Below are 17,864 nucleotides of genomic sequence, written 5' to 3' on the forward strand. Positions count from 1 at the left end.
ACATTATTATACCATGACTCCGGTTTTACCCGTGACGATTTCTTAACAGTATTTTCTTATTTTTCAACATGGTAAAATAAACTAAAAACAAGGAGGTTCACCATGAAAAAATGGGGTCTCGCAATTGCCGGCATCTTGACGTATATGGTCGGCATCGGTATTTATTTTTCTAATCGGCTCATGTACATGAAGAAGAAGGAAGATAATTCCATCAAAGATCGTGAAGTCTTGGCTAAACGGTTCATTCAAGAGGATTTTGATACCCTGCCTAAAAGCGAAATCTGGGTACCTTCTCCATCTGGGTATTCCTTGAAATGCATGTTTATTGAACCTCATCCTACGAATAAGTGGATCATTATTGCTCACGGCGTGACAGAAAATAAAACGAACTCGATCAAGTACATGAACATTTTCCTTAAGCGTGGATTCAATGCGGTCATCTATGATCACCGTCGTCATGGAGACTCCGGTGGGAAAACAAGCAGCTATGGACATTATGAAAAATTCGACTTGAAAGCCGTGATTGACGAGTTAAAAAGACGTAAAGGTTCAGATCTTTTCTTCGGCATTCATGGTGAATCCATGGGGGCTGTGACCCTTCTTCTATATGCGGGCATGCTTGAAGATGGAGCAGATTTTTATATTGCCGATTGTCCATTTTCCAATTTTGAAAAGCAAATTCAACATCAAATCGGTATGGAAATCCCTTTTCCAACCTGGAGCATCTTTCCACTTGGGCGCATGTTCATCAAACTTCGTGATGGATATTGGACGAACGAAGTATCACCGATAGATTTCATTAGTAATATCGAAAAACCAGTGCTGTTCATTCATAGTGAACCTGATACTTTCATTCCCGCTTCCATGACACTTGAATTATATGAAGCAAAAAAAGGACCAAAACAACTTTACCTCGCAAAAAACGGGGCTCACGCACAATCATATAATGCTAATCCCAAGGAATATGAGGAACGGATCGACCAATTTCTCGAACAGCTTGTATTGAAATAGACAAAGGGAGAATCCCACGACTATCGGGATTCTCCCTTTGCTTTTTTTAGAGTTTATTAAAGTAACTCATCCTTGGATTCAAGATTTGATTCGGGCTTTTTAGCTGAAAGCAGTTTGCTTCGACCACAAAGTCTATTGTCATGATATCATCGAGAAAAATCATTTTAGATTTTTCGACATAAAGGGGAACTCCATTGGTCTCCACTTTTTGATTATCCTCCTCAAGCTCGTCAACGAGCCAAAGAGCTGTCACGCCACTTACTACGCAACCACAGCCATCTGTATCATATTTCAACTGTAAATGTCCTTCTTTTCCCTGTATTTTATCGGAAAGTTTTTCGGCTGCTCTATCTGTCCATTCAATGTACATCTCATTTCCCCCTATTCGTTCCATTCCCCCATTATAAACGATAAAAGGACCCCTGTCCTTTTCCCGCACTCTTGTGCATCCATGGGGATAATCCCACCATTCTTATTCCATCAATCTTACATCCGCTATATGGGAAAGTTGAATATAATGTGGTTGCTGAAAATGGTCAATAATATGAAGTCTTTGCAAGCATTCATCATAATAATGAATGCTTCCGATTAAAAGCTGGTATCGGGTTCTGTCATAATAGGCAATCATGACCTCTCTACCTTCTTCCATCGCTTCCCCCATCACAGCATTCATTTCTTCAAACTGCTGTTCATCGAGAATGCGTCTTGCTTCATGGCTATCCTCCGCCACCCAATCCCGCAACATCTTCACATGTTCCGGTAGCATCATGGATGTCCATTTGATACGCCCCCGATCATGAATCATTCTTTTTCCTCCTCTGACGACTTTGTCAAGCCTTATGCCCGCCAAGCAATCCGCTTCTATAAACGGCCGTCCCGGCTTTCGTATACGAAACCGCGCGCAACAGTGATTTTGAACCATATTTATGTCGAATGCGGTCAACGGTATAACTCAATTCCCGCTTTTTCCACCGTGAAGCATCAAATAAAGTCAGCTGCATCTCATTATCATCCACAATATTCGAGAGTGTGACCGAAACGCTACGAACCGTTTTTTGCTTATGATAGTTTTCATGAAAAAGTTCAAGACAGACTTTATACAATTCCATTGTGATATTTGTCGGTTCCTCAATCGAACGGGAGCGATGAAACCCACCGCCAAACTCATCCTTACTATAACCAATGCTCAGACTGATCGTCCGTCCAGCCTTCCTATGGGTACGAGCCCTTCTTCCGACTTCCTCACAAATTTCTACCATAACCTGCTTGATCTCGTGTTCTTCCTTGTAATCACGGAGTAAAATCTGACTTTTACCAAAGCTGACCTGCCCCTCGATGATCGGCGCCCCGAGATCTGACAAATCGATTCCCCAGGCATGATGATAAAGCTGATTGCCCATAATCCCGAACTTCGCTTCAAGCAATTGAAGGTCATAATTGGCAAGTTGCCCGACAGTGAATATTCCCATGCCATGAAGGGTCTTTTCCACCCTCCTTCCTATCCCCCACATTTCACGAAGCGGAGAAATCGGCCAAAGCTTAGCTGGTACGTCTTCATATGTCCACTCAGCTATTCCTGTATGTTTGGCCTCGAGATCAAGAGAAAGCTTCGCCATCAGCATGTTCGGCCCAATCCCGATTGCACTTGGAATCTGTAATTCCCTTTCAATGTCATCTTTTATTTTCCTGGCAATATTCCAGGCATCCCCCCATAAAGAAGCCGCTCCATCAACTTTCAAAAAACTTTCGTCCACACTGTATACATGAATCGCTTCTTTTGGAACATAGCGGTGAAACAAGCGCGTAATCTCCGTCGAAACTCTCAAATAAGTGGCCATTTTGGGTTCAACGACTAGAATGCGTCGATCTTTCGGTATCTCAAACTTCCGGGAACCGGTTTTTATACCGAATTCCTTCTTTAGCTTTGGAGAAGCCGCAAGCACAATGCTCCCCTCCCTATTCTTATCACCCACCACTGCCAAATAACATTCGAGCGGGTCCAATCCATGCATGACCGCTGAGCAGCTAGCATAAAAACTTTTCATATCAATACACATAATTGATTGTTTCGGCATCATGCTATAATCCATTTTTTCTTCACCCTATACAGAATATATGTTCGTGTTTATATTATATCCCTCATTCTAAACGAATAAACGTTCGCATTCAATGGAAGTTTCATGACAAATTTCCACCTATTTATGGGAACTTTTTAAATACCCATAAATACCCTTTAATTTAAAAGTAATCCATTATATCCAACTAGTTTTTATAAATATAATTAGTTGGTATCTTGCCTAAAAGGGGAACCGAGTCTTTTAACCCTTTTACTATTTAAGAAAAACGATTTCGCTGATTTTCACTAAGTATTACTACTTATTTTTTGTAATGAAAATGTAATCAAAAACTGGTTTGATTGTCACAATGGTATTGTAGGATAATATTGTTAAAGAAAAATAGAGAGATAGAGAGAGGAAATGAGATACATGAAGAAATGGATTGCCTCAGCTGCTGTTGCTTCTGCATTAATGCTGACGCCACTTCAGGCGTTTGCAAATATTGGAGATCAAACCCTCAGACCCGGAATGACACATAGTGATGTCAAACAACTACAGACCCTATTAAAAACTAAAGGTTATTTCACATATACTGGTTCATCGACTACTTACTACGGAACCTATTCAACAACTGCCGTAAAAAACTTTCAAAAAGCTAAAGGATTGACTGCCGATGGGATTGCAGGAAGAAATACCTTCAATGCGCTAGGTGTTTATAATGTCAATAATACAAGCATGATTAATTATGCAAAAACATTGACAGGCTCACCATACAAATGGGCTGGCACGACACCAGCAGGATTTGACTGTTCGGGGTTCATCTATTATGTATTCCAAAAATCACAAGGAATTACCCTACCACGGACAACATCCCAGCTTTACGCGAATACCGGATTGAAAGTATCATCGCCATCAAAAGGCGATCTTGTATTCTTTGATACTTCTTCTGGAAAGACGGGTGTTTCCCATGCTGGAATCTACATTGGAAACAATCAGTTCATTCATGCTTCATCTTCTAAAGGAATTACCATCACCGATATGAATAACTCCTATTGGGCGCCAAAATACCTGGGTGCAAAAACTTTATAAAAAAACATAAGACTAAAACGAAGCAGGGCAGAATCTATTTGATTCTGCCCTGTTATTATTTTAGATATAAGATTTCTTCAGTAGAATCGTCTACGGTCACAGTAAATGATGCATCCAAGTTGGAGCGATTCATCATTTCAATATTGTATACATGCTCGGAAGGGAAATGAATGATTTCAAGAACCATGAAACGCTGACTAGGAGCTTTAGTCACATGCTCCAGTGCAGCAGTTACGGCCTTTTGCTCTTCTAGACTCTCTTCATCCTTTAAAATCCGTATCAATTCTGCATCCGCTTTCGAAGGAAATGATTCTTCGACCTCTCCACCGTACCATGGTTTAACTTTCATCCCGATTGCCAAGTCTGAATAACTGAGCTTTGCCCCATGTTCATCTTGTATATACGTATGATTTTTCACCTTGTAATACGTCCGTTTTATCAGAATCCGCTTATCATCTAAATCTGTAATGAATCCTTCTTCTCCCTTGCCAATGGACTTATGGGGTTGCTCTTCAGAGAAGGATTGACAGCTTCCCAGAATGAAAAAAAGGAATAAAAAGATAAAAGACTTTCCCATAACGAGCTTCATACAAAATCCCTCCTATAAAACAGACGAATTCACCAATGAAATGGTTACATAAGATGGAAAGATAATCCAAATAAATTCAAAAAAAGGGAATGTCAGATGACACTCCCTTAATTTCTTATTAAAATAGTAATCTTCACTTATATTTAGAAGTATCTATTTTTTAAAAAATGCTTTTTTCCCAACGGTCTCAGTGATTCTTGGAAACAAGGTATAAAACTTACTCACCATATTCATCCAGGCGGGCAGATTGACTTCCCGTTTATTAGTTAGCATGGCAGCAACGATTTTGGCTGCTACATCCTCAGGCTTAAGCATGAATTTCTTAATGCCCTTCATATATGTCCCGGATTCATCCGCTATAGTAAAAAAGTTGGTTTCGATTGGCCCAGGATTGACGGTGGTCACATGAATGTTGTCTTCCATCAATTCAAGCCGGAGAGCATTCGAATAACCAAGCACCGCGAATTTAGTGGCTGAATAAAGTGTGGACTTAGGTGTTGCAATTTTCCCTGCCTGTGACGCAATATTAATGATGTGCCCCGCTTGTTTGCGCTTCATATGTGGAAGCACAAACTTCGTACAGGCCATCAAGCCGATTACATTGACAGCAAACATCCCTTTACTCTCTTCTAAATCCGTATCAAGGACTTCTTTAAACGTGCCGTGCCCGGCATTATTGACCAACACATCCACGGTGCCGACCTGGTCGTGGATGTCAACGAAGACCCTTTCCACTTGTTCTGTATCGGAAACATCCAACTTCCATACAAAAACATCGACCCCGTATTGGCTGGTCAGGCTCTCCTTCAGAGTCTGCAATTTATCCAGGCTCCTTGCCAAAAGAACGAGTCTTGCCCCAAGTCGGGCAGATTGAATCGCAATTTCCTTTCCAATTCCTCCCGAAGCCCCGGTAATGACAATGACTTTCCCGCTTAATTTACTCAATAGATTATCCCCTTAGAAACTGTCGTCGCACTTGAATATAAAATGACACCCGATTGCATTTCCAATTCGATTTCACCCAAATCCTCCAGATAATCCAACTGACCGACCGTTTCCGAGAGTGTCAAGTCGACTTCCTGACGATAAACTTTTGGGAAGAGGCGCTGACACACTTCAAATCCCGTTAAAGGTTTTTCTTGGAGCATGCTTTTCACCTGCATGGCCCGATTATGCTGTCGCTCAAATCTATATCGAATCAAATCGGACACTTTCTCTCCATCAATTTCTCCCCCATGTCCTGAATAAACCTTAGAAATCGGAAAGTCTAATAGTTTTTGAAGGGAGGCATTGTATTGAAGCAATGGCCGTTGACGAACGCCACCCACAATCAAGGGTGGCTCCATTAATGGATTAGGCGAAATTCTTGCAAGTAAGTGGTCTCCTGCAATCATTAAGCCGTCACTCTCCCGATAAAAGGAAACATGGCTTTGCGCATGACCAGGAGTCTCGATTACTCGCCATCCTGGAAGGCCCGGAAGTTCGTCACCCTCAGCCAAATGTGCTTGCATGTTCCTTTTACTAAGGAATTGGATTTCTTCTTTGTCATGGGTCAATCTATGTTTCAATTCTTCAGCCACGCCCAATTTCCCTGCAAAGTCTAGAAAGAAAGAATTATGGGTGTCAAGGAACTCATCGCTTAGAGTCAGCCACCGCTGATTGTTTTTATGACCATACACCGGGACTTTCTTATCGAAGAAATCGAGTGCACCAGCATGGTCTGGATGATGATGCGTCAAGATTATTTGTTCAATATCAGATAGTTGCAGCCCTAATTCCCCAAGTCCAGCATTCAGTGCCTCTTTTGATTGTACGGTTTTAACCCCCGTATCAATTAAAGTTAAGGCATCTCCTTTAACTATGTAAACATTTACATCGCCCACTGCAAACGGCGTCGGCAGAGAAAGCTTTGCGATATCCCCATTCCAATTCACCATGTCTATTTCCACCTTAATATTATATTTAAATAAGCTTATATATCCGTAAAATTTGGTATTTCCTTATTTTATTAGAAAACTGTGTATGTAATCACTATTTTACATATAATCCTGAACATTGTCATTATTTTCACATAATTAACGACTATATTTTAAGGCTCAGCATATATTACTATTGACAGAGTACTCATGCATCCTTCATAATCACAAGTAATTAAAGACGGCACGGCTATGATTGAGGCCAAGTAAATAATGGATGGCGTAAAGAGAGTGAAGTTCTTAAATGTGCTGAAAAGCTTCACCGTCCTCTCTATTATTGAACCTACCTTATGAGCCTTCAGTAAAACTGACGTTCATCCCACGTTAGCGGATTCAAGTGCAACTTCCTTTTTATTTTGTAGGAGTTGAACAAAGGTGGTACCACGGAAGCCAGACCTTTCGTCCTTTATTGGATGAGGGGTCTTTTTTATTTTATTTGGGAAAACTGACCGTTACTAGTATGCATTAAAGGAGTGAGTGAAATGAAAAAAATAGCTTTTATCGGGGCTGGATCAATGGCCGAAGCAATCATTTCCGGTTTGGTCACTCAGCAAGTAATAAACCCGGCTGACATTTTTGTGACCAACAAGAAAAATGATGAACGATTCACTTATCTAACAGAACAATATGGGGTTACCCCAACACGGTCTCTTCCGCAACTACTAGAGAATGCGAACATAGTAGTACTTGCAGTAAAGCCAAAAGATATTTTAACCACGATGCAATCCATAAAGGAATACATCCAGGAAGATATGCTGTTCATTTCCGTTGTGGCAGGGGTCCATACGGCAAGTCTTGAAGGGATTGCAGCCAAACCGGTCGCCATCGTAAGAGCTATGCCTAATACATCGGCAGCCGTTGGAAAGTCAGCCACTGCCCTATCGGCCAATGCACATACAAATGAATCGCAATTGCAGACGGCCATCACACTTTTCGAAACGGTGGGCTCGGTTGCCATTGTCGAAGAAACACAGCTTGATGCCGTAACGGGCTTATCCGGAAGTGGTCCCGCTTATATTTATTATTTGGTCGAGGCTCTGGAAAGATCCGCGGAATCCATTGGCCTTGATGCCGTAACAGCAAAGCAATTAATCCTTCAGACTTTAACCGGTGCAGCTGAGATGCTGCAGAAATCGCCAAAAACACCAGCGGTACTGCGAAAAGAAGTCACTTCACCGGGAGGGACAACGGAAGCTGGCCTGAAAGCACTTCAAGCCCATCATGTACAAGAAGCATTTATCTCCTGTGTTCAAGAAGCCACCGAACAATCCAAGCGGATGGGAAATCAAATCAGTAAAGAGCTGGCTAAATATGTAGTTCCCCAATAACAACAAGTAAACAGGCTGTTGATTCCCAACTGGGAGTTAACAGCCTATTGTGTCTAAATGGCCATGACTAAGATAATGAAGAGAAGCTGTCATCCATCCTTCAAGATTAACCCATATTTCAAATCGAATATTTCTAAAATCCCCTTCCCGCTTATCCAGCTTACTTGGCAAATACGTTTTTCCCTCCGAAATGATTGAATTACGTCGGGAAGAACACCCACTGGAAATACGACGGTACCGGTAAATAAAATCGACATGGCAGCAAAAACAGGTAGGAAATCCACTATCTTTGGCGAATCAGTACTTGTTTTGTCAACGGCAAAGGAATCGCTTCTTTTATCTAGAATTCTACAACCAAAAGGAGGGGAATCTAGATGAATACAAGTGCAGTTGCCAAGTTATTGAACGTTTCTCATAGTACCATTCAACGCTGGGTTACCCAATTGAACATGGAAGTAGAACGGAATCAGCTAGGTCATTACCAGTTTTCGGAGGAAGATATTGACTTATTGAGGAAAATCCAAGACCAGCTGAACGAGGGAGTGGTCTTACAAAAGGTGAGCATTTCAGAAAAGAAGACCAGAAAGGCCACTGTTAAACAACCTATTGAGTCGGAAAAAGGACAAGATCACCTAAACGAAAGAGTCTCCAGGCTAGAAAAAAGTCTGAAAACAAAAGCGGATGACGTTGTTTCCTATCAACTATTACAGCATAGAAGTGAAATGGAAGACATGCATAAGCTCGTCACTAAACTTGAAGCCCGTATTGAAGCATTAGAAGCGGCCACCATTCCACCAGCAGATTTTTATCTCGCTACCGAAGAAGCTGCCGCCGCTAAAAAAACAAAGAAAAAGTCCTTCATGAGAAACTTTTTTGGAACCAAAAAAGATGACAATTCTCCTTGGAGCACAGCTGATAGCGATTAAGCAGGAGGACCTTGCATTCTCTCCGAACGTCCACTGTCCTCTGCAGTCAACCCGTTCTCTTGGCCTTCCGTAAGGCGAGACTCAGTCACTCGATAGTAAACCCTTCCGATTCCGCCGAAAAAAGAGGCCTCGGTCCAAGGTCATTCACCTTGAGCGCTAGGCCTCTTTCACTTTATATCAACACCGCACGGTCATTTAGCATTTTTTCACCCTTGATACGCTGGAATTCATTCAAGAGCTTATCAACAGTCAGTGCCTGTTTTCTCGGGCCTCTTGCCTCGAAAATGATTTGGCCTTTATCCATCATGATTAAAGAATCACCAAGATCGATGGCCTGCTGCATATTGTGAGTCACCATCAATGTAGTTAACCGGTTCTTTTCAACAATTTCCTTCGTCAGGCTTGTAACAAGCTCTGCCCTGGATGGATCGAGAGCAGCTGTATGTTCATCGAGAAGCAGGATTTTCGGATCGGTGAAGGTCGCCATCAATAACGATAATGCCTGACGCTCCCCTCCCGATAATAACCCCACTTTTGCATTCATCCGATTTTCCAATCCTAAATGGAGTGTACTCAGGCTATCGTTAAAAAGCTCTTTCCGTCTTTTCGTTACCCCAAAGCCAAGACCCCTTCGATTCGTCCTGCCATACGCGATGGCCATATTTTCTTCAATGGTCATGTGCGGGGCCGTTCCGAGCATGGGGTCCTGGAAAACCCGCCCAATCATTTTCGCCCGCTTATGTTCTTCAATCGATGATACATTTTGGCCATCAATGATGACATCACCAGCATCGGGAAGGGTCTTACCGGAAATCATATTCATCAACGTGGACTTCCCAGCACCATTACTGCCAATGACCGTTACAAATTCACCCTTTGACAGCTGTAAATCCAGATTGCCAAGGGCAAGCTTTTCATCCGGAGTCCCTTCATTGAAGACCTTATAGATCTGATTTAGCTGCAGCAAATTCCTCTTCCCCCTTTGTAGGCTCGATACGGTGCAGTTGCAATTCTTTGAGTCTTTTTTTCTTACGACCTTTTTCTTTTTGTTTTTCGGAAATTTGCGGGATGACTAAGGCACCGATTACAATAAGCGCAGTGATTAATTTCACATCACCCGTATCAAGGAATTTTACACGTAGCGCCAATGTAACGACGATACGATATATGATGGCTCCCCCAATGACAGCTAGCGTGGCGCGTACAATCGTTTTTGCGCCAAATAACGCTTCCCCGATGATGACGGAGGCCAGACCGATTACGATGATCCCGATTCCCATCCCAATATCGCTAAAACCATTGTACTGGGCAACTAAAGCACCAGAGAAAGCAACTAGGGCATTCCCGATGGCAAGGCCTAATATCTTCATATTCCCTGTATGAGCCGAAAAACTCTTGACCATCGCTTCATTGTCACCAGTTGCCCGAAGCGCAAGGCCTACATCCGTTTTTAAAAAGGCGGACATCCCCAGTTGAATCATTACTACTACAATAAACATGACAATGAGAATGCCCCATGTTTTTGGCAAACTTTCACCAAGGCCAATGATTGAAAAAATCCCATTAAACATTTGATCCAAACCAGTATGAGACCATGCTTCTGAGATGTTCGTGATAATCGTCGTTTGAGAAAGCAAGGGAATGTTCGAAGCCCCCATGATCCTTAAGTTAATGGAAAAGAGCGCAATCATCATTAAAATACCGGCAAGAAGCGGATTTATCTTCCCTTTTGTATGCAGCAGCCCTGTCATCGTCCCTGCCACAAATCCGGCAAGCATGGCGCAAAACGTGGCCATAATCGGCGAGAAACCATTGACGATCATAATAGCGGCGACAGAAGCTCCTGTCACGAAGCTACCTTCGACCGTCATGTCCGGGAAATCGAGAATTCTGAATGTCAAATAGACTCCAAGTGCCATGATCGCATAGATCATTCCAGATTCAAAAGAGTTAAATATGGCTGTTGGCATTTTTATCTTCCTTCCCTGGAATAACGCAAAAGCTTATTTAACAAACTCAGCATTTGCTTTCCATTCTTCTTTTATTTCAACACCCATTTCCTTTGCAGCTGTTTCATTAATCACCAATTTTAATTTTTGAGGATATTGAACCGCGATATCACCCGGTTTTTTATCATCTTTTAATATTTCTACCGCTTTCTGGCCTGCTTCGTAGCCAATATCATAGTAACTGAAGCCATATGCTGCGAAACCGCCTGCATTCACGGAATCAAGTTCCCCGACAAATAAGGGGATATCCTGGTCATTCGCTACCGAAATCACTGATTCTAACGCTGAAACTACTGTATTATCCGTAATGATATAGAAAGCATCCGCTTTTCCAATCAACGATTCCGTTGCCTGCTTAACTTCGGCTGAAGTCGAGACGGATGCTTCCACGACTTTCAAGCCCGCTTTTTTTGCCTCCGCTTTCACATTTTTAATTTGAACGACTGAATTTTGTTCGCCCGTATTGTAAACCGTCCCTATTGTTTTCGCTCCAAGCTCTTCTGCCAGGAACTTCATGGAATTTTTGATGGCATCCGGATGAGAATCGGTCGTACCTGTCACATTTCCACCTGGTTTCTCCATGGACGTAACAAGTTCCGCAGCTACTGGATCAGTTACAGAAGTGAAGACGATTGGAATATCTTTAGTCGCATTCAATGAACTTAAAGCGCTTGGCGTCGAGTTAGCAAAAATCAAATCCACTTTATCCCCGACAAAGTTATTCGCTATCGTCTGGCTGTTGTTTTGATCGCCCTGAGCAATTTGGAGATCATATTTTGCTTTAATGTCACTATCCTTCAAAGCAGCCTGAAACCCTTCATATGCTTGATCCAAAGAATCGTGCTGAACGATTTGTGTCACTCCGACTTTGAAAGCATCCTTATCACTTTCGTTTTTTGCCGAGTCTTTCTCGTTTTCATTTCCACACCCTGCAAGTAAAATTCCAGTAATCAAGGTCAAGGCTGCCGTTGAATATAATCTCTTTTTCATAATGTTCCTCCGCTTTTCTCTTTTTTTAAAATTCTGTCTCTCTAACGAAGTCAACTTTTCCGCTTTTATGTACTAAATTATAATCGTTTACTGCCACTATTCCAATGTATTTTTTTAAATTTTTAGAATTTTACGATTACTCTTATGAAGTAATAAAAAAGCTACTGTATAAAGTTGTATAAACTTTATACAGTAGCTTGCTCTTCTTAATTATCGACGACCTGGTTTACGATAGTGGTAACCGTTGACCGATTGATTTTTTCTTTTCCTTCTTTTAACGCCTTCAAAGTAGCTTTAGCCAATTCCAAAGGAATTTTACAGAAATGGACAATATCCTTTGTCTCGATGTCTTCAATGTACCTATCCGCCAATTCAAGATTATATTCTGTATGGCTCAGCATCTCTTTGAAGCCCCATCCATTCGGATAAAAATTCACGCCGCGTTCTGCATCTTCTTCACGGTTCCGTAGGATGTTGACCGTTTGAAGGCCCTGTCCAAATGCAATGGCAAGATTGCGATCCGTATCTGTTCCATCATACCATTTCCAAATATCAGAGAGCATCACCCCAACTAAACCAGCGACATAATAGGTATACTCATCAAGCTCTTCCTTATCATGTATTTGCCAATTCTTCGAAACCCACTTCGCCATGCCTTCAGCCATTTCCTTGGTAGACTCAAGGACCTTACCAAGCACACCTGGAGGACAATAATCCATCCAATCTCCAAGTTGCAAGGTCACTTCCGGAAGCACATCCTTATATGGTTCAAAAACAGCCTGGATGTCCTCTTTACGATAATCGGTTTTCAATAGGCTGCTAACAGCCTGCAATAGGGCGATTTTATCTTCGGCACCTAGATTCGGGTGGTCTTCAATTTCATCAATGGCCCGCATGCAAAGATATGCCGAACCAATGGCTTCCTGTAATCCTGATGGCAAGTAACTAATAGGGATAAAAAAAGTACGACTTGTTTTCAAAAGAAAATCCATCGCCTTGTTATGTAAATTATTTTGTTCAGTCATTTTTTCACCCTCCTTATATCCAATAAGCAATTGAACTATTATACCAAATAATCGTAATGATTTCCCTATTCTTGTACATATAAAGGGATTTTAATCGACAATAAATCTTCTGCCATGGTTGTATTCGAAAGGATTGCACTGCTTTCCTCTTTTAACCGTTCTGCATCCTCAAGAGTATAGCGTGAGGAGATATGTGTTAAAACAAGGTGCTTAACCCCCGCTTTTTTGGCAGTTTCAGCCGCTTGTATAGTAGTTGAATGGAAATAGGCCGTTGCCAATTCCGTTTCTTCCGCAGAAAAGGTTGCTTCATGGATGAGATAATCAGCTGAGTCGGCAAGGACGAGGGCATTGTCGCAAACCCTAGTATCACCAAGTATCGTAATAATTCTGCCCTTCTGTGGTGCACTAAGATAGTCTTTCCCATTAATGGTCCGGCCATCTTCAAGACGGACCGATTCCCCATTTTTCAATGCTTTATAAAGGGGACCCGGTGGCACTCCTTGTTTACGCAACTGGTCAACCAGTAAACTCCCCTGCCGATCTTTTTCCACGATTCGGTAACCGACACTATAAATGCCATGATCAAGTTCCAGGGCCGTCACGGTAAACTGGTCATCTTCGAATATGACGCCTTCCTCAATTTCAATGATTTCCAATGGATATTTCAAATGAGTGGCACTCACTTGTAAACTCGTCGTGATATAAGCATCAATGCCTTTTGGGCCGTACACCGTCAATTTTTCGACTCCACCCTGAAAAGACCTGCTGCTTAAAAGACCAGGAAGACCAAAGATGTGGTCACCATGCAAATGCGTTATGAAAATCTTTTCAATTTTACGTGGTTTAACCGCCGTTTTTAAAATTTGATGCTGTGTCGCTTCCCCGCAATCAAAAAGCCATACTTTTCCCCGTTCTTCTAATAATTGAAGGGCGATTGCCGTCACATTACGCGCCTTTGCCGGAACACCAGCACCCGTTCCTAAAAAAACAAAATCCACATTCCTACCTCCGTTGCAAAAACTTTATACCTTACTATAGCATAACAGAGGCCCTGATTCATTTTTCAACTTTTAAAATTCGGTCTCTTTGAAGATTTTAATGAAATTACGAAAAAATGCGCAAATAGATTGCTTTGAGGGAAAGCTAACCGTAAAATTAAGAATTAGTACATATCCAACTTTAAGACAGAAATTACAGAAAGTTGAGGTTCTAACATGACAGAAAATAAACCTACAGCATTAATCATGATTTTTGGCGCTACCGGAGATTTAGCGAAACGAAAGCTGTTTCCTTCGATATATCGACTATTCCAAAAGGAAAAAATCAATAAATTCGCAGTGGTGGGTGTCGCCAGAAGGCCATTAACCAATACTGAGTTTCAAGCAAGTGTAAAAGACTCCATCCTGACATTTGGACATGCGGAGGAAAAGGTTGATGAATTCGTTTCCCATTTCCACTATCATTCACATGATGTAACTAGTTCAGAGTCCTATTTACAATTAAAGCAGGTTGCTGATAATTTAGACGGCCAGTATGATCTGGAAGGCAATCGTATCTTTTATTTAGCGATGGCACCGGAGTTTTTCGGAACCATTGCCGAACAGGTAAAAGCCCAAGGCTTGACCGATACCAAGGGTTACAAACGCCTTGTCATCGAAAAGCCATTTGGGCACAGTTTTGAAACAGCACAAATCTTGAATGAGCAAATACGTACCGCATTTGCTGAAGATGAAATTTATCGAATCGACCATTACCTGGGCAAAGAAATGGTACAAAACATTGAAGTCATCCGTTTTTCCAATGCCTTATTCGAACCACTATGGAATAACCGTTATATTTCCAACATCCAAGTTACTTCAAGTGAAACACTTGGTGTCGAGGAACGTGGGCGTTATTATGAAACGAGTGGCGCCTTACGGGACATGGTCCAAAACCATTTATTGCAAATGGTCGCCCTGCTTGCCATGGAACCTCCGATTGCCTTGACTACAGAAGAAGTCCGCAGCGAAAAGGTCCGAGCATTACGGTCACTCCGACAAATGAAAGTGGACGAAGTCAAAGAATATTTCGTCCGTGGTCAATATGGCTCAGGTACGGTAGGGGAACAAACACTCCCTGCTTATCGTGATGAATTGAATGTCGATCCTGAATCTAATACAGAAACCTATGTTGCGGGTAAATTGATGATTGATAACTTCCGCTGGGCGGGTGTTCCTTTTTATATCCGTACTGGTAAAAGAATGGATGTAAAATCAACGAAGATCGTTGTTCAATTTAAAGACATTCCAATGAATCTCTATTACAAAACCGAAGAAACCTTGCAACCAAACCTTCTTGTCATCCATATCCAACCTGAAGAGGGTATTTCCCTTTACTTAAATGTGAAGAAATCGGGAACGACGATGAATACGAAGCCAGTGAAGTTGACGGTTTCCAACAAAGGAATCGAACATATCAATTCACCTGAAGCTTACGAAAAGCTTTTATTTGATAGCATGCGTGGAGATGCCACAAACTTTACACATTGGGATGAGGTCGCACTTTCTTGGAAATTTGTCGATACCATTTCGAATGCCTGGGAAAATACGAAAGAAGCCTCTTTCCCCAATTATGAAGCGGGTTCGACAGGACCAAAAGCATCCGATGAGCTTTTAGCAGAAGATGGACATGTTTGGTGGCAAATCGAAAAAGAAAAAAGAAATAATCAGTAAACTAATAAGAGGATGCAGTGAACCTGCATCCTCTTCTCTATTTTATGAGGCACTCTTTTTGATGATTTTCTCTCGAATGGCATGGATAAAATCCTTCGATTCTGAATCTGTTCCATGATTAAGCCAAAAAGTCACACTTGATTCAATAACCACAAAAAATAAAACAAGGGCTACGATCATCCAGATGAAGTGCATAAATTCAACCACTCCTTTTCTTGCTTCACTATACGCTCATCATCCCATACATTTTATACAGGTACATAAACTGTTAAAGATGGTTGCTATAAATCTTACTACTTTCGGCATAAAAAAGAAATATACAAAGTACCCATTTTTTCATTGAGTTCAGTTTATTATTTCATCTCTCCTTTTTCCATATAGCCGAATGATACCGTCCAGCTGTGGTAACAATATAAATGGTGTTCTTTATCTGAATACCACTACTAACCGATGCGGAGGGATTTACGATGGATGTTCGTGAAGGATTAATTCCAACAGCGTTAGGAACTGCCGTAACTGCTGCAGGTTATGCCATGAAGCAGAACCGTGGCTCAAACAAGATGGTCGCTAATACGGTTTTTGGTTTCGGATTGGCACATGTTGTATTAGGGGTCATTGACCTTGTTGAGCATCGACGTTAGTAGAAGAAGGGAGCACACTTGTGCTTCCTTCTTTTTAAGTTGTCGAATAAAAAAACTGGCTAAAATAGAATGTCTATTCCAGCCAGTTTTTTTGATTATTTGTCCATCCATTCAGTGTGGAAGGTACCTTCTTTATCGATCCGTTCATACGTATGTGCTCCAAAGTAATCGCGTTGAGCTTGAATTAAATTGGCCGGAAGCGTTTCTGTACGGTAGCTATCGAAATAAGCGAGTGCAGAAGACAAGCAAGGAACTGGAATGCCGTTCAACACAGCGGTAGAGACCACTTCACGCAAAGCTCCTTGATAATTTTCGGCAATTTCTTGGAAATAAGGATCTAGAAGCAAGTTGTTCAAGTTTGCCTCGCGATCATATGCATCTTTGATTTTTTGCAGGAACTGAGCACGGATGATGCAGCCCCCACGGAAAATCATCGCGATGTCCCCATATTGAAGGTTCCAGTTATTCTCTTCAGATGCAGCCTTCATTTGAGCGAAGCCTTGTGCATACGAACAAATTTTACTCATATAAAGCGCTTTGCGAATGCTTTCAATCAAAGCCTTTTTATCACCGGTAAATTTAGCTTCCGGACCGCTGAGGACCTTGCTTGCTTCTACCCGCTCTTCTTTTATGGCTGAAATGTATCGTGCAAAAACGGATTCCGTTATGATTGGAAGTGGTACACCAAGATCCAGTGCACTTTGGCTCGTCCATTTACCTGTACCTTTTTGGCCAGCTTTATCTAAAATGACATCGACCATGGGCTTACCTGTCTCTTCATCATAGCGTTTGAAAATATCAGCAGTGATTTCAATAAGATAGCTATCCAACTCTCCCTTATTCCATTCAGTGAACACCTCATGAAATTCTTCAGCGGACAGACCCAGAAGATTTTTCAAAAGGAAATAAGATTCCGAAATCAGCTGCATATCACCATACTCAATTCCATTATGCACCATCTTCACATAATGTCCGGCACCACCTGGTCCGATATATGTACAACATGCATCCCCATCAACCTTGGCAGAAATATCCTTCAAGATAGGCGCTACCAAATCATATGCTTCCTTCTGCCCGCTTGGCATGATGGAAGGACCAGTCAGGGCTCCTTCTTCCCCTCCTGAGACACCAGTTCCAATGAAATGAATACCAAGTTCACTCAATTCCTCATTGCGGCGCTGCGTGTCCTTGTAGAACGTATTCCCGCCATCAATGACGATGTCCCCTTTTTCAAGAAGCGGCTTAAGTTGATCAATGGTTGCATCCGTAGCGGCACCCGCTTTTACCATCAATAGAATTTTCCTTGGTGTTTGAAGCGAATTCACGAATTCTTCAAGCGTATATGCCGGTACTACATTTTTGCCTTTCGCTTCTTCCATCATTTCGTCCGTCTTTGCAGCGGAACGATTATACACGGAAATTGAATACCCTCTGCTTTCGATATTAAATGCAAGGTTCTTACCCATTACAGCAAGTCCGATAACGCCAATTTGTTGTTTTGTCATGATTACC

General features: G+C 41.8%; 19 protein-coding genes. 6 read left to right on the forward strand and 13 right to left on the reverse strand.

Translation table 11 applies throughout. From position 1 onward, the window contains the following. Positions 1–102: 102 nt before the first annotated feature. The gene (locus AC503W_RS12425; RefSeq protein ID WP_402869321.1) at positions 103–1,011 is read left to right on the forward strand and encodes an alpha/beta hydrolase; all 909 of its coding nucleotides are present in this window, start codon (positions 103–105) and stop codon (positions 1,009–1,011) included. Between the two features lie 46 nt (positions 1,012–1,057). On the opposite strand, the gene AC503W_RS12430 is transcribed toward AC503W_RS12425, so the two are convergent. The 3 genes from AC503W_RS12430 to AC503W_RS12440 all read right to left on the reverse strand — a co-directional run bounded on the left by AC503W_RS12430 (position 1,058) and on the right by AC503W_RS12440 (position 3,101). Beyond that, entirely contained in the window at positions 1,058–1,381 is a 324-nt protein-coding gene (locus AC503W_RS12430; RefSeq protein WP_402956617.1) for an iron-sulfur cluster biosynthesis family protein, read from the reverse strand. Between the two features lie 102 nt (positions 1,382–1,483). Next, positions 1,484–1,816 carry a YolD-like family protein gene (locus AC503W_RS12435; protein WP_402956615.1) on the reverse strand — a complete coding sequence of 111 codons (333 nt, stop codon included), beginning with the start codon at positions 1,814–1,816 and terminating at the stop codon, positions 1,484–1,486. A 25-nt stretch (positions 1,817–1,841) separates the two neighbouring features. Then, positions 1,842–3,101, reverse strand: coding sequence for a Y-family DNA polymerase (locus AC503W_RS12440; RefSeq protein ID WP_402869326.1), 1,260 nt, complete (start codon positions 3,099–3,101; stop codon positions 1,842–1,844). A 396-nt stretch (positions 3,102–3,497) separates the two neighbouring features. Between AC503W_RS12440 and AC503W_RS12445 the strand changes: the two genes are divergently transcribed. Next, positions 3,498–4,157, forward strand: a complete 660-nt coding sequence (locus tag AC503W_RS12445) for an NlpC/P60 family protein (protein WP_402956613.1) — start codon at positions 3,498–3,500, stop codon at positions 4,155–4,157. Positions 4,158–4,212: 55 nt separating this feature from the next. Here AC503W_RS12445 and AC503W_RS12450 read toward each other — a convergent pair whose 3' ends face one another. The 3 genes from AC503W_RS12450 to AC503W_RS12460 all read right to left on the reverse strand — a co-directional run bounded on the left by AC503W_RS12450 (position 4,213) and on the right by AC503W_RS12460 (position 6,683). Beyond that, positions 4,213–4,746: a DUF3221 domain-containing protein gene (locus AC503W_RS12450; RefSeq protein ID WP_402956611.1), complete on the reverse strand. Its 534-nt coding sequence runs from the start codon at positions 4,744–4,746 to the stop codon at positions 4,213–4,215. Positions 4,747–4,899: 153 nt separating this feature from the next. Continuing rightward, positions 4,900–5,691 (reverse strand): SDR family NAD(P)-dependent oxidoreductase, encoded by a 792-nt coding sequence (locus tag AC503W_RS12455; RefSeq protein ID WP_402869331.1) that lies wholly within the window; start codon positions 5,689–5,691, stop codon positions 4,900–4,902. Next, positions 5,688–6,683: an MBL fold metallo-hydrolase gene (locus AC503W_RS12460; RefSeq protein WP_402869333.1), complete on the reverse strand. Its 996-nt coding sequence runs from the start codon at positions 6,681–6,683 to the stop codon at positions 5,688–5,690. The genes AC503W_RS12455 and AC503W_RS12460 overlap by 4 nt, the downstream gene beginning before the upstream one ends. Positions 6,684–7,204: 521 nt before the next feature. Between AC503W_RS12460 and proC the strand changes: the two genes are divergently transcribed. Both proC and AC503W_RS12470 read left to right on the forward strand, forming a co-directional pair. After that, positions 7,205–8,050 (forward strand): pyrroline-5-carboxylate reductase, encoded by an 846-nt coding sequence (gene proC / locus AC503W_RS12465; protein ID WP_402956608.1) that lies wholly within the window; start codon positions 7,205–7,207, stop codon positions 8,048–8,050. A gap of 374 nt (positions 8,051–8,424) precedes the next feature. Next, complete coding sequence (locus AC503W_RS12470; protein WP_402956605.1) at positions 8,425–8,976, forward strand: MerR family transcriptional regulator; 552 nt, start codon at positions 8,425–8,427, stop codon at positions 8,974–8,976. Between the two features lie 172 nt (positions 8,977–9,148). Here AC503W_RS12470 and AC503W_RS12475 read toward each other — a convergent pair whose 3' ends face one another. The 5 genes from AC503W_RS12475 to rnz all read right to left on the reverse strand — a co-directional run bounded on the left by AC503W_RS12475 (position 9,149) and on the right by rnz (position 13,998). Continuing rightward, a complete protein-coding gene (locus tag AC503W_RS12475; protein ID WP_402869338.1) occupies positions 9,149–9,943 on the reverse strand; it encodes an ABC transporter ATP-binding protein in 795 nt (264 codons plus the stop codon). Further along, positions 9,918–10,946 carry an ABC transporter permease gene (locus AC503W_RS12480; protein WP_402956603.1) on the reverse strand — a complete coding sequence of 343 codons (1,029 nt, stop codon included), beginning with the start codon at positions 10,944–10,946 and terminating at the stop codon, positions 9,918–9,920. The genes AC503W_RS12475 and AC503W_RS12480 overlap by 26 nt, the downstream gene beginning before the upstream one ends. A 33-nt stretch (positions 10,947–10,979) precedes the next feature. Beyond that, positions 10,980–11,975 (reverse strand): ABC transporter substrate-binding protein, encoded by a 996-nt coding sequence (locus AC503W_RS12485; protein ID WP_402869342.1) that lies wholly within the window; start codon positions 11,973–11,975, stop codon positions 10,980–10,982. 206 nt (positions 11,976–12,181) lie between these two features. Continuing rightward, entirely contained in the window at positions 12,182–13,000 is an 819-nt protein-coding gene (locus AC503W_RS12490) for a squalene/phytoene synthase family protein (RefSeq protein ID WP_402956601.1), read from the reverse strand. A 65-nt stretch (positions 13,001–13,065) separates the two neighbouring features. Then, positions 13,066–13,998, reverse strand: coding sequence for a ribonuclease Z (rnz, locus tag AC503W_RS12495; RefSeq protein ID WP_402869346.1), 933 nt, complete (start codon positions 13,996–13,998; stop codon positions 13,066–13,068). Between the two features lie 216 nt (positions 13,999–14,214). Between rnz and zwf the strand changes: the two genes are divergently transcribed. Further along, positions 14,215–15,711 (forward strand): glucose-6-phosphate dehydrogenase, encoded by a 1,497-nt coding sequence (gene zwf, locus AC503W_RS12500; protein ID WP_402869348.1) that lies wholly within the window; start codon positions 14,215–14,217, stop codon positions 15,709–15,711. A 42-nt stretch (positions 15,712–15,753) separates the two neighbouring features. Here zwf and AC503W_RS12505 read toward each other — a convergent pair whose 3' ends face one another. After that, positions 15,754–15,906 (reverse strand): hypothetical protein, encoded by a 153-nt coding sequence (locus tag AC503W_RS12505; RefSeq protein ID WP_402869350.1) that lies wholly within the window; start codon positions 15,904–15,906, stop codon positions 15,754–15,756. A 272-nt stretch (positions 15,907–16,178) separates the two neighbouring features. Here AC503W_RS12505 and AC503W_RS12510 point away from each other — a divergent pair, with 272 nt between their 5' ends. Next, positions 16,179–16,352: an asparagine synthase gene (locus tag AC503W_RS12510; RefSeq protein WP_402956599.1), complete on the forward strand. Its 174-nt coding sequence runs from the start codon at positions 16,179–16,181 to the stop codon at positions 16,350–16,352. 95 nt (positions 16,353–16,447) lie between these two features. On the opposite strand, the gene gnd is transcribed toward AC503W_RS12510, so the two are convergent. Next, positions 16,448–17,857, reverse strand: coding sequence for an NADP-dependent phosphogluconate dehydrogenase (gene gnd, locus AC503W_RS12515; protein ID WP_402869354.1), 1,410 nt, complete (start codon positions 17,855–17,857; stop codon positions 16,448–16,450). Positions 17,858–17,864: the final 7 nt, after the last annotated feature.

This window comes from Peribacillus suis, assembly GCF_059384845.1.

Excerpts from the sequence above, each read along its gene's own strand:
- zwf (WP_402869348.1), top strand. The coding sequence starts at position 14,215 with ATGACAGAAAATAAACCTACAGCATTAATCATGATTTTTGGCGCTACC.
- AC503W_RS12425 (WP_402869321.1), top strand. The coding sequence starts at position 103 with ATGAAAAAATGGGGTCTCGCAATTGCCGGCATCTTGACGTATATGGTC.
- AC503W_RS12430 (WP_402956617.1), bottom strand. The coding sequence starts at position 1,381 with ATGTACATTGAATGGACAGATAGAGCAGCCGAAAAACTTTCCGATAAA.
- AC503W_RS12440 (WP_402869326.1), bottom strand. The coding sequence starts at position 3,101 with ATGGATTATAGCATGATGCCGAAACAATCAATTATGTGTATTGATATG.
- AC503W_RS12480 (WP_402956603.1), bottom strand. The coding sequence starts at position 10,946 with ATGCCAACAGCCATATTTAACTCTTTTGAATCTGGAATGATCTATGCG.
- AC503W_RS12460 (WP_402869333.1), bottom strand. The coding sequence starts at position 6,683 with ATGGTGAATTGGAATGGGGATATCGCAAAGCTTTCTCTGCCGACGCCG.
- AC503W_RS12450 (WP_402956611.1), bottom strand. The coding sequence starts at position 4,746 with ATGAAGCTCGTTATGGGAAAGTCTTTTATCTTTTTATTCCTTTTTTTC.
- AC503W_RS12490 (WP_402956601.1), bottom strand. The coding sequence starts at position 13,000 with ATGACTGAACAAAATAATTTACATAACAAGGCGATGGATTTTCTTTTG.
- AC503W_RS12510 (WP_402956599.1), top strand. The coding sequence starts at position 16,179 with ATGGATGTTCGTGAAGGATTAATTCCAACAGCGTTAGGAACTGCCGTA.
- AC503W_RS12435 (WP_402956615.1), bottom strand. The coding sequence starts at position 1,816 with ATGATTCATGATCGGGGGCGTATCAAATGGACATCCATGATGCTACCG.
- AC503W_RS12505 (WP_402869350.1), bottom strand. The coding sequence starts at position 15,906 with ATGCACTTCATCTGGATGATCGTAGCCCTTGTTTTATTTTTTGTGGTT.
- AC503W_RS12445 (WP_402956613.1), top strand. The coding sequence starts at position 3,498 with ATGAAGAAATGGATTGCCTCAGCTGCTGTTGCTTCTGCATTAATGCTG.
- AC503W_RS12470 (WP_402956605.1), top strand. The coding sequence starts at position 8,425 with ATGAATACAAGTGCAGTTGCCAAGTTATTGAACGTTTCTCATAGTACC.
- AC503W_RS12485 (WP_402869342.1), bottom strand. The coding sequence starts at position 11,975 with ATGAAAAAGAGATTATATTCAACGGCAGCCTTGACCTTGATTACTGGA.
- gnd (WP_402869354.1), bottom strand. The coding sequence starts at position 17,857 with ATGACAAAACAACAAATTGGCGTTATCGGACTTGCTGTAATGGGTAAG.
- proC (WP_402956608.1), top strand. The coding sequence starts at position 7,205 with ATGAAAAAAATAGCTTTTATCGGGGCTGGATCAATGGCCGAAGCAATC.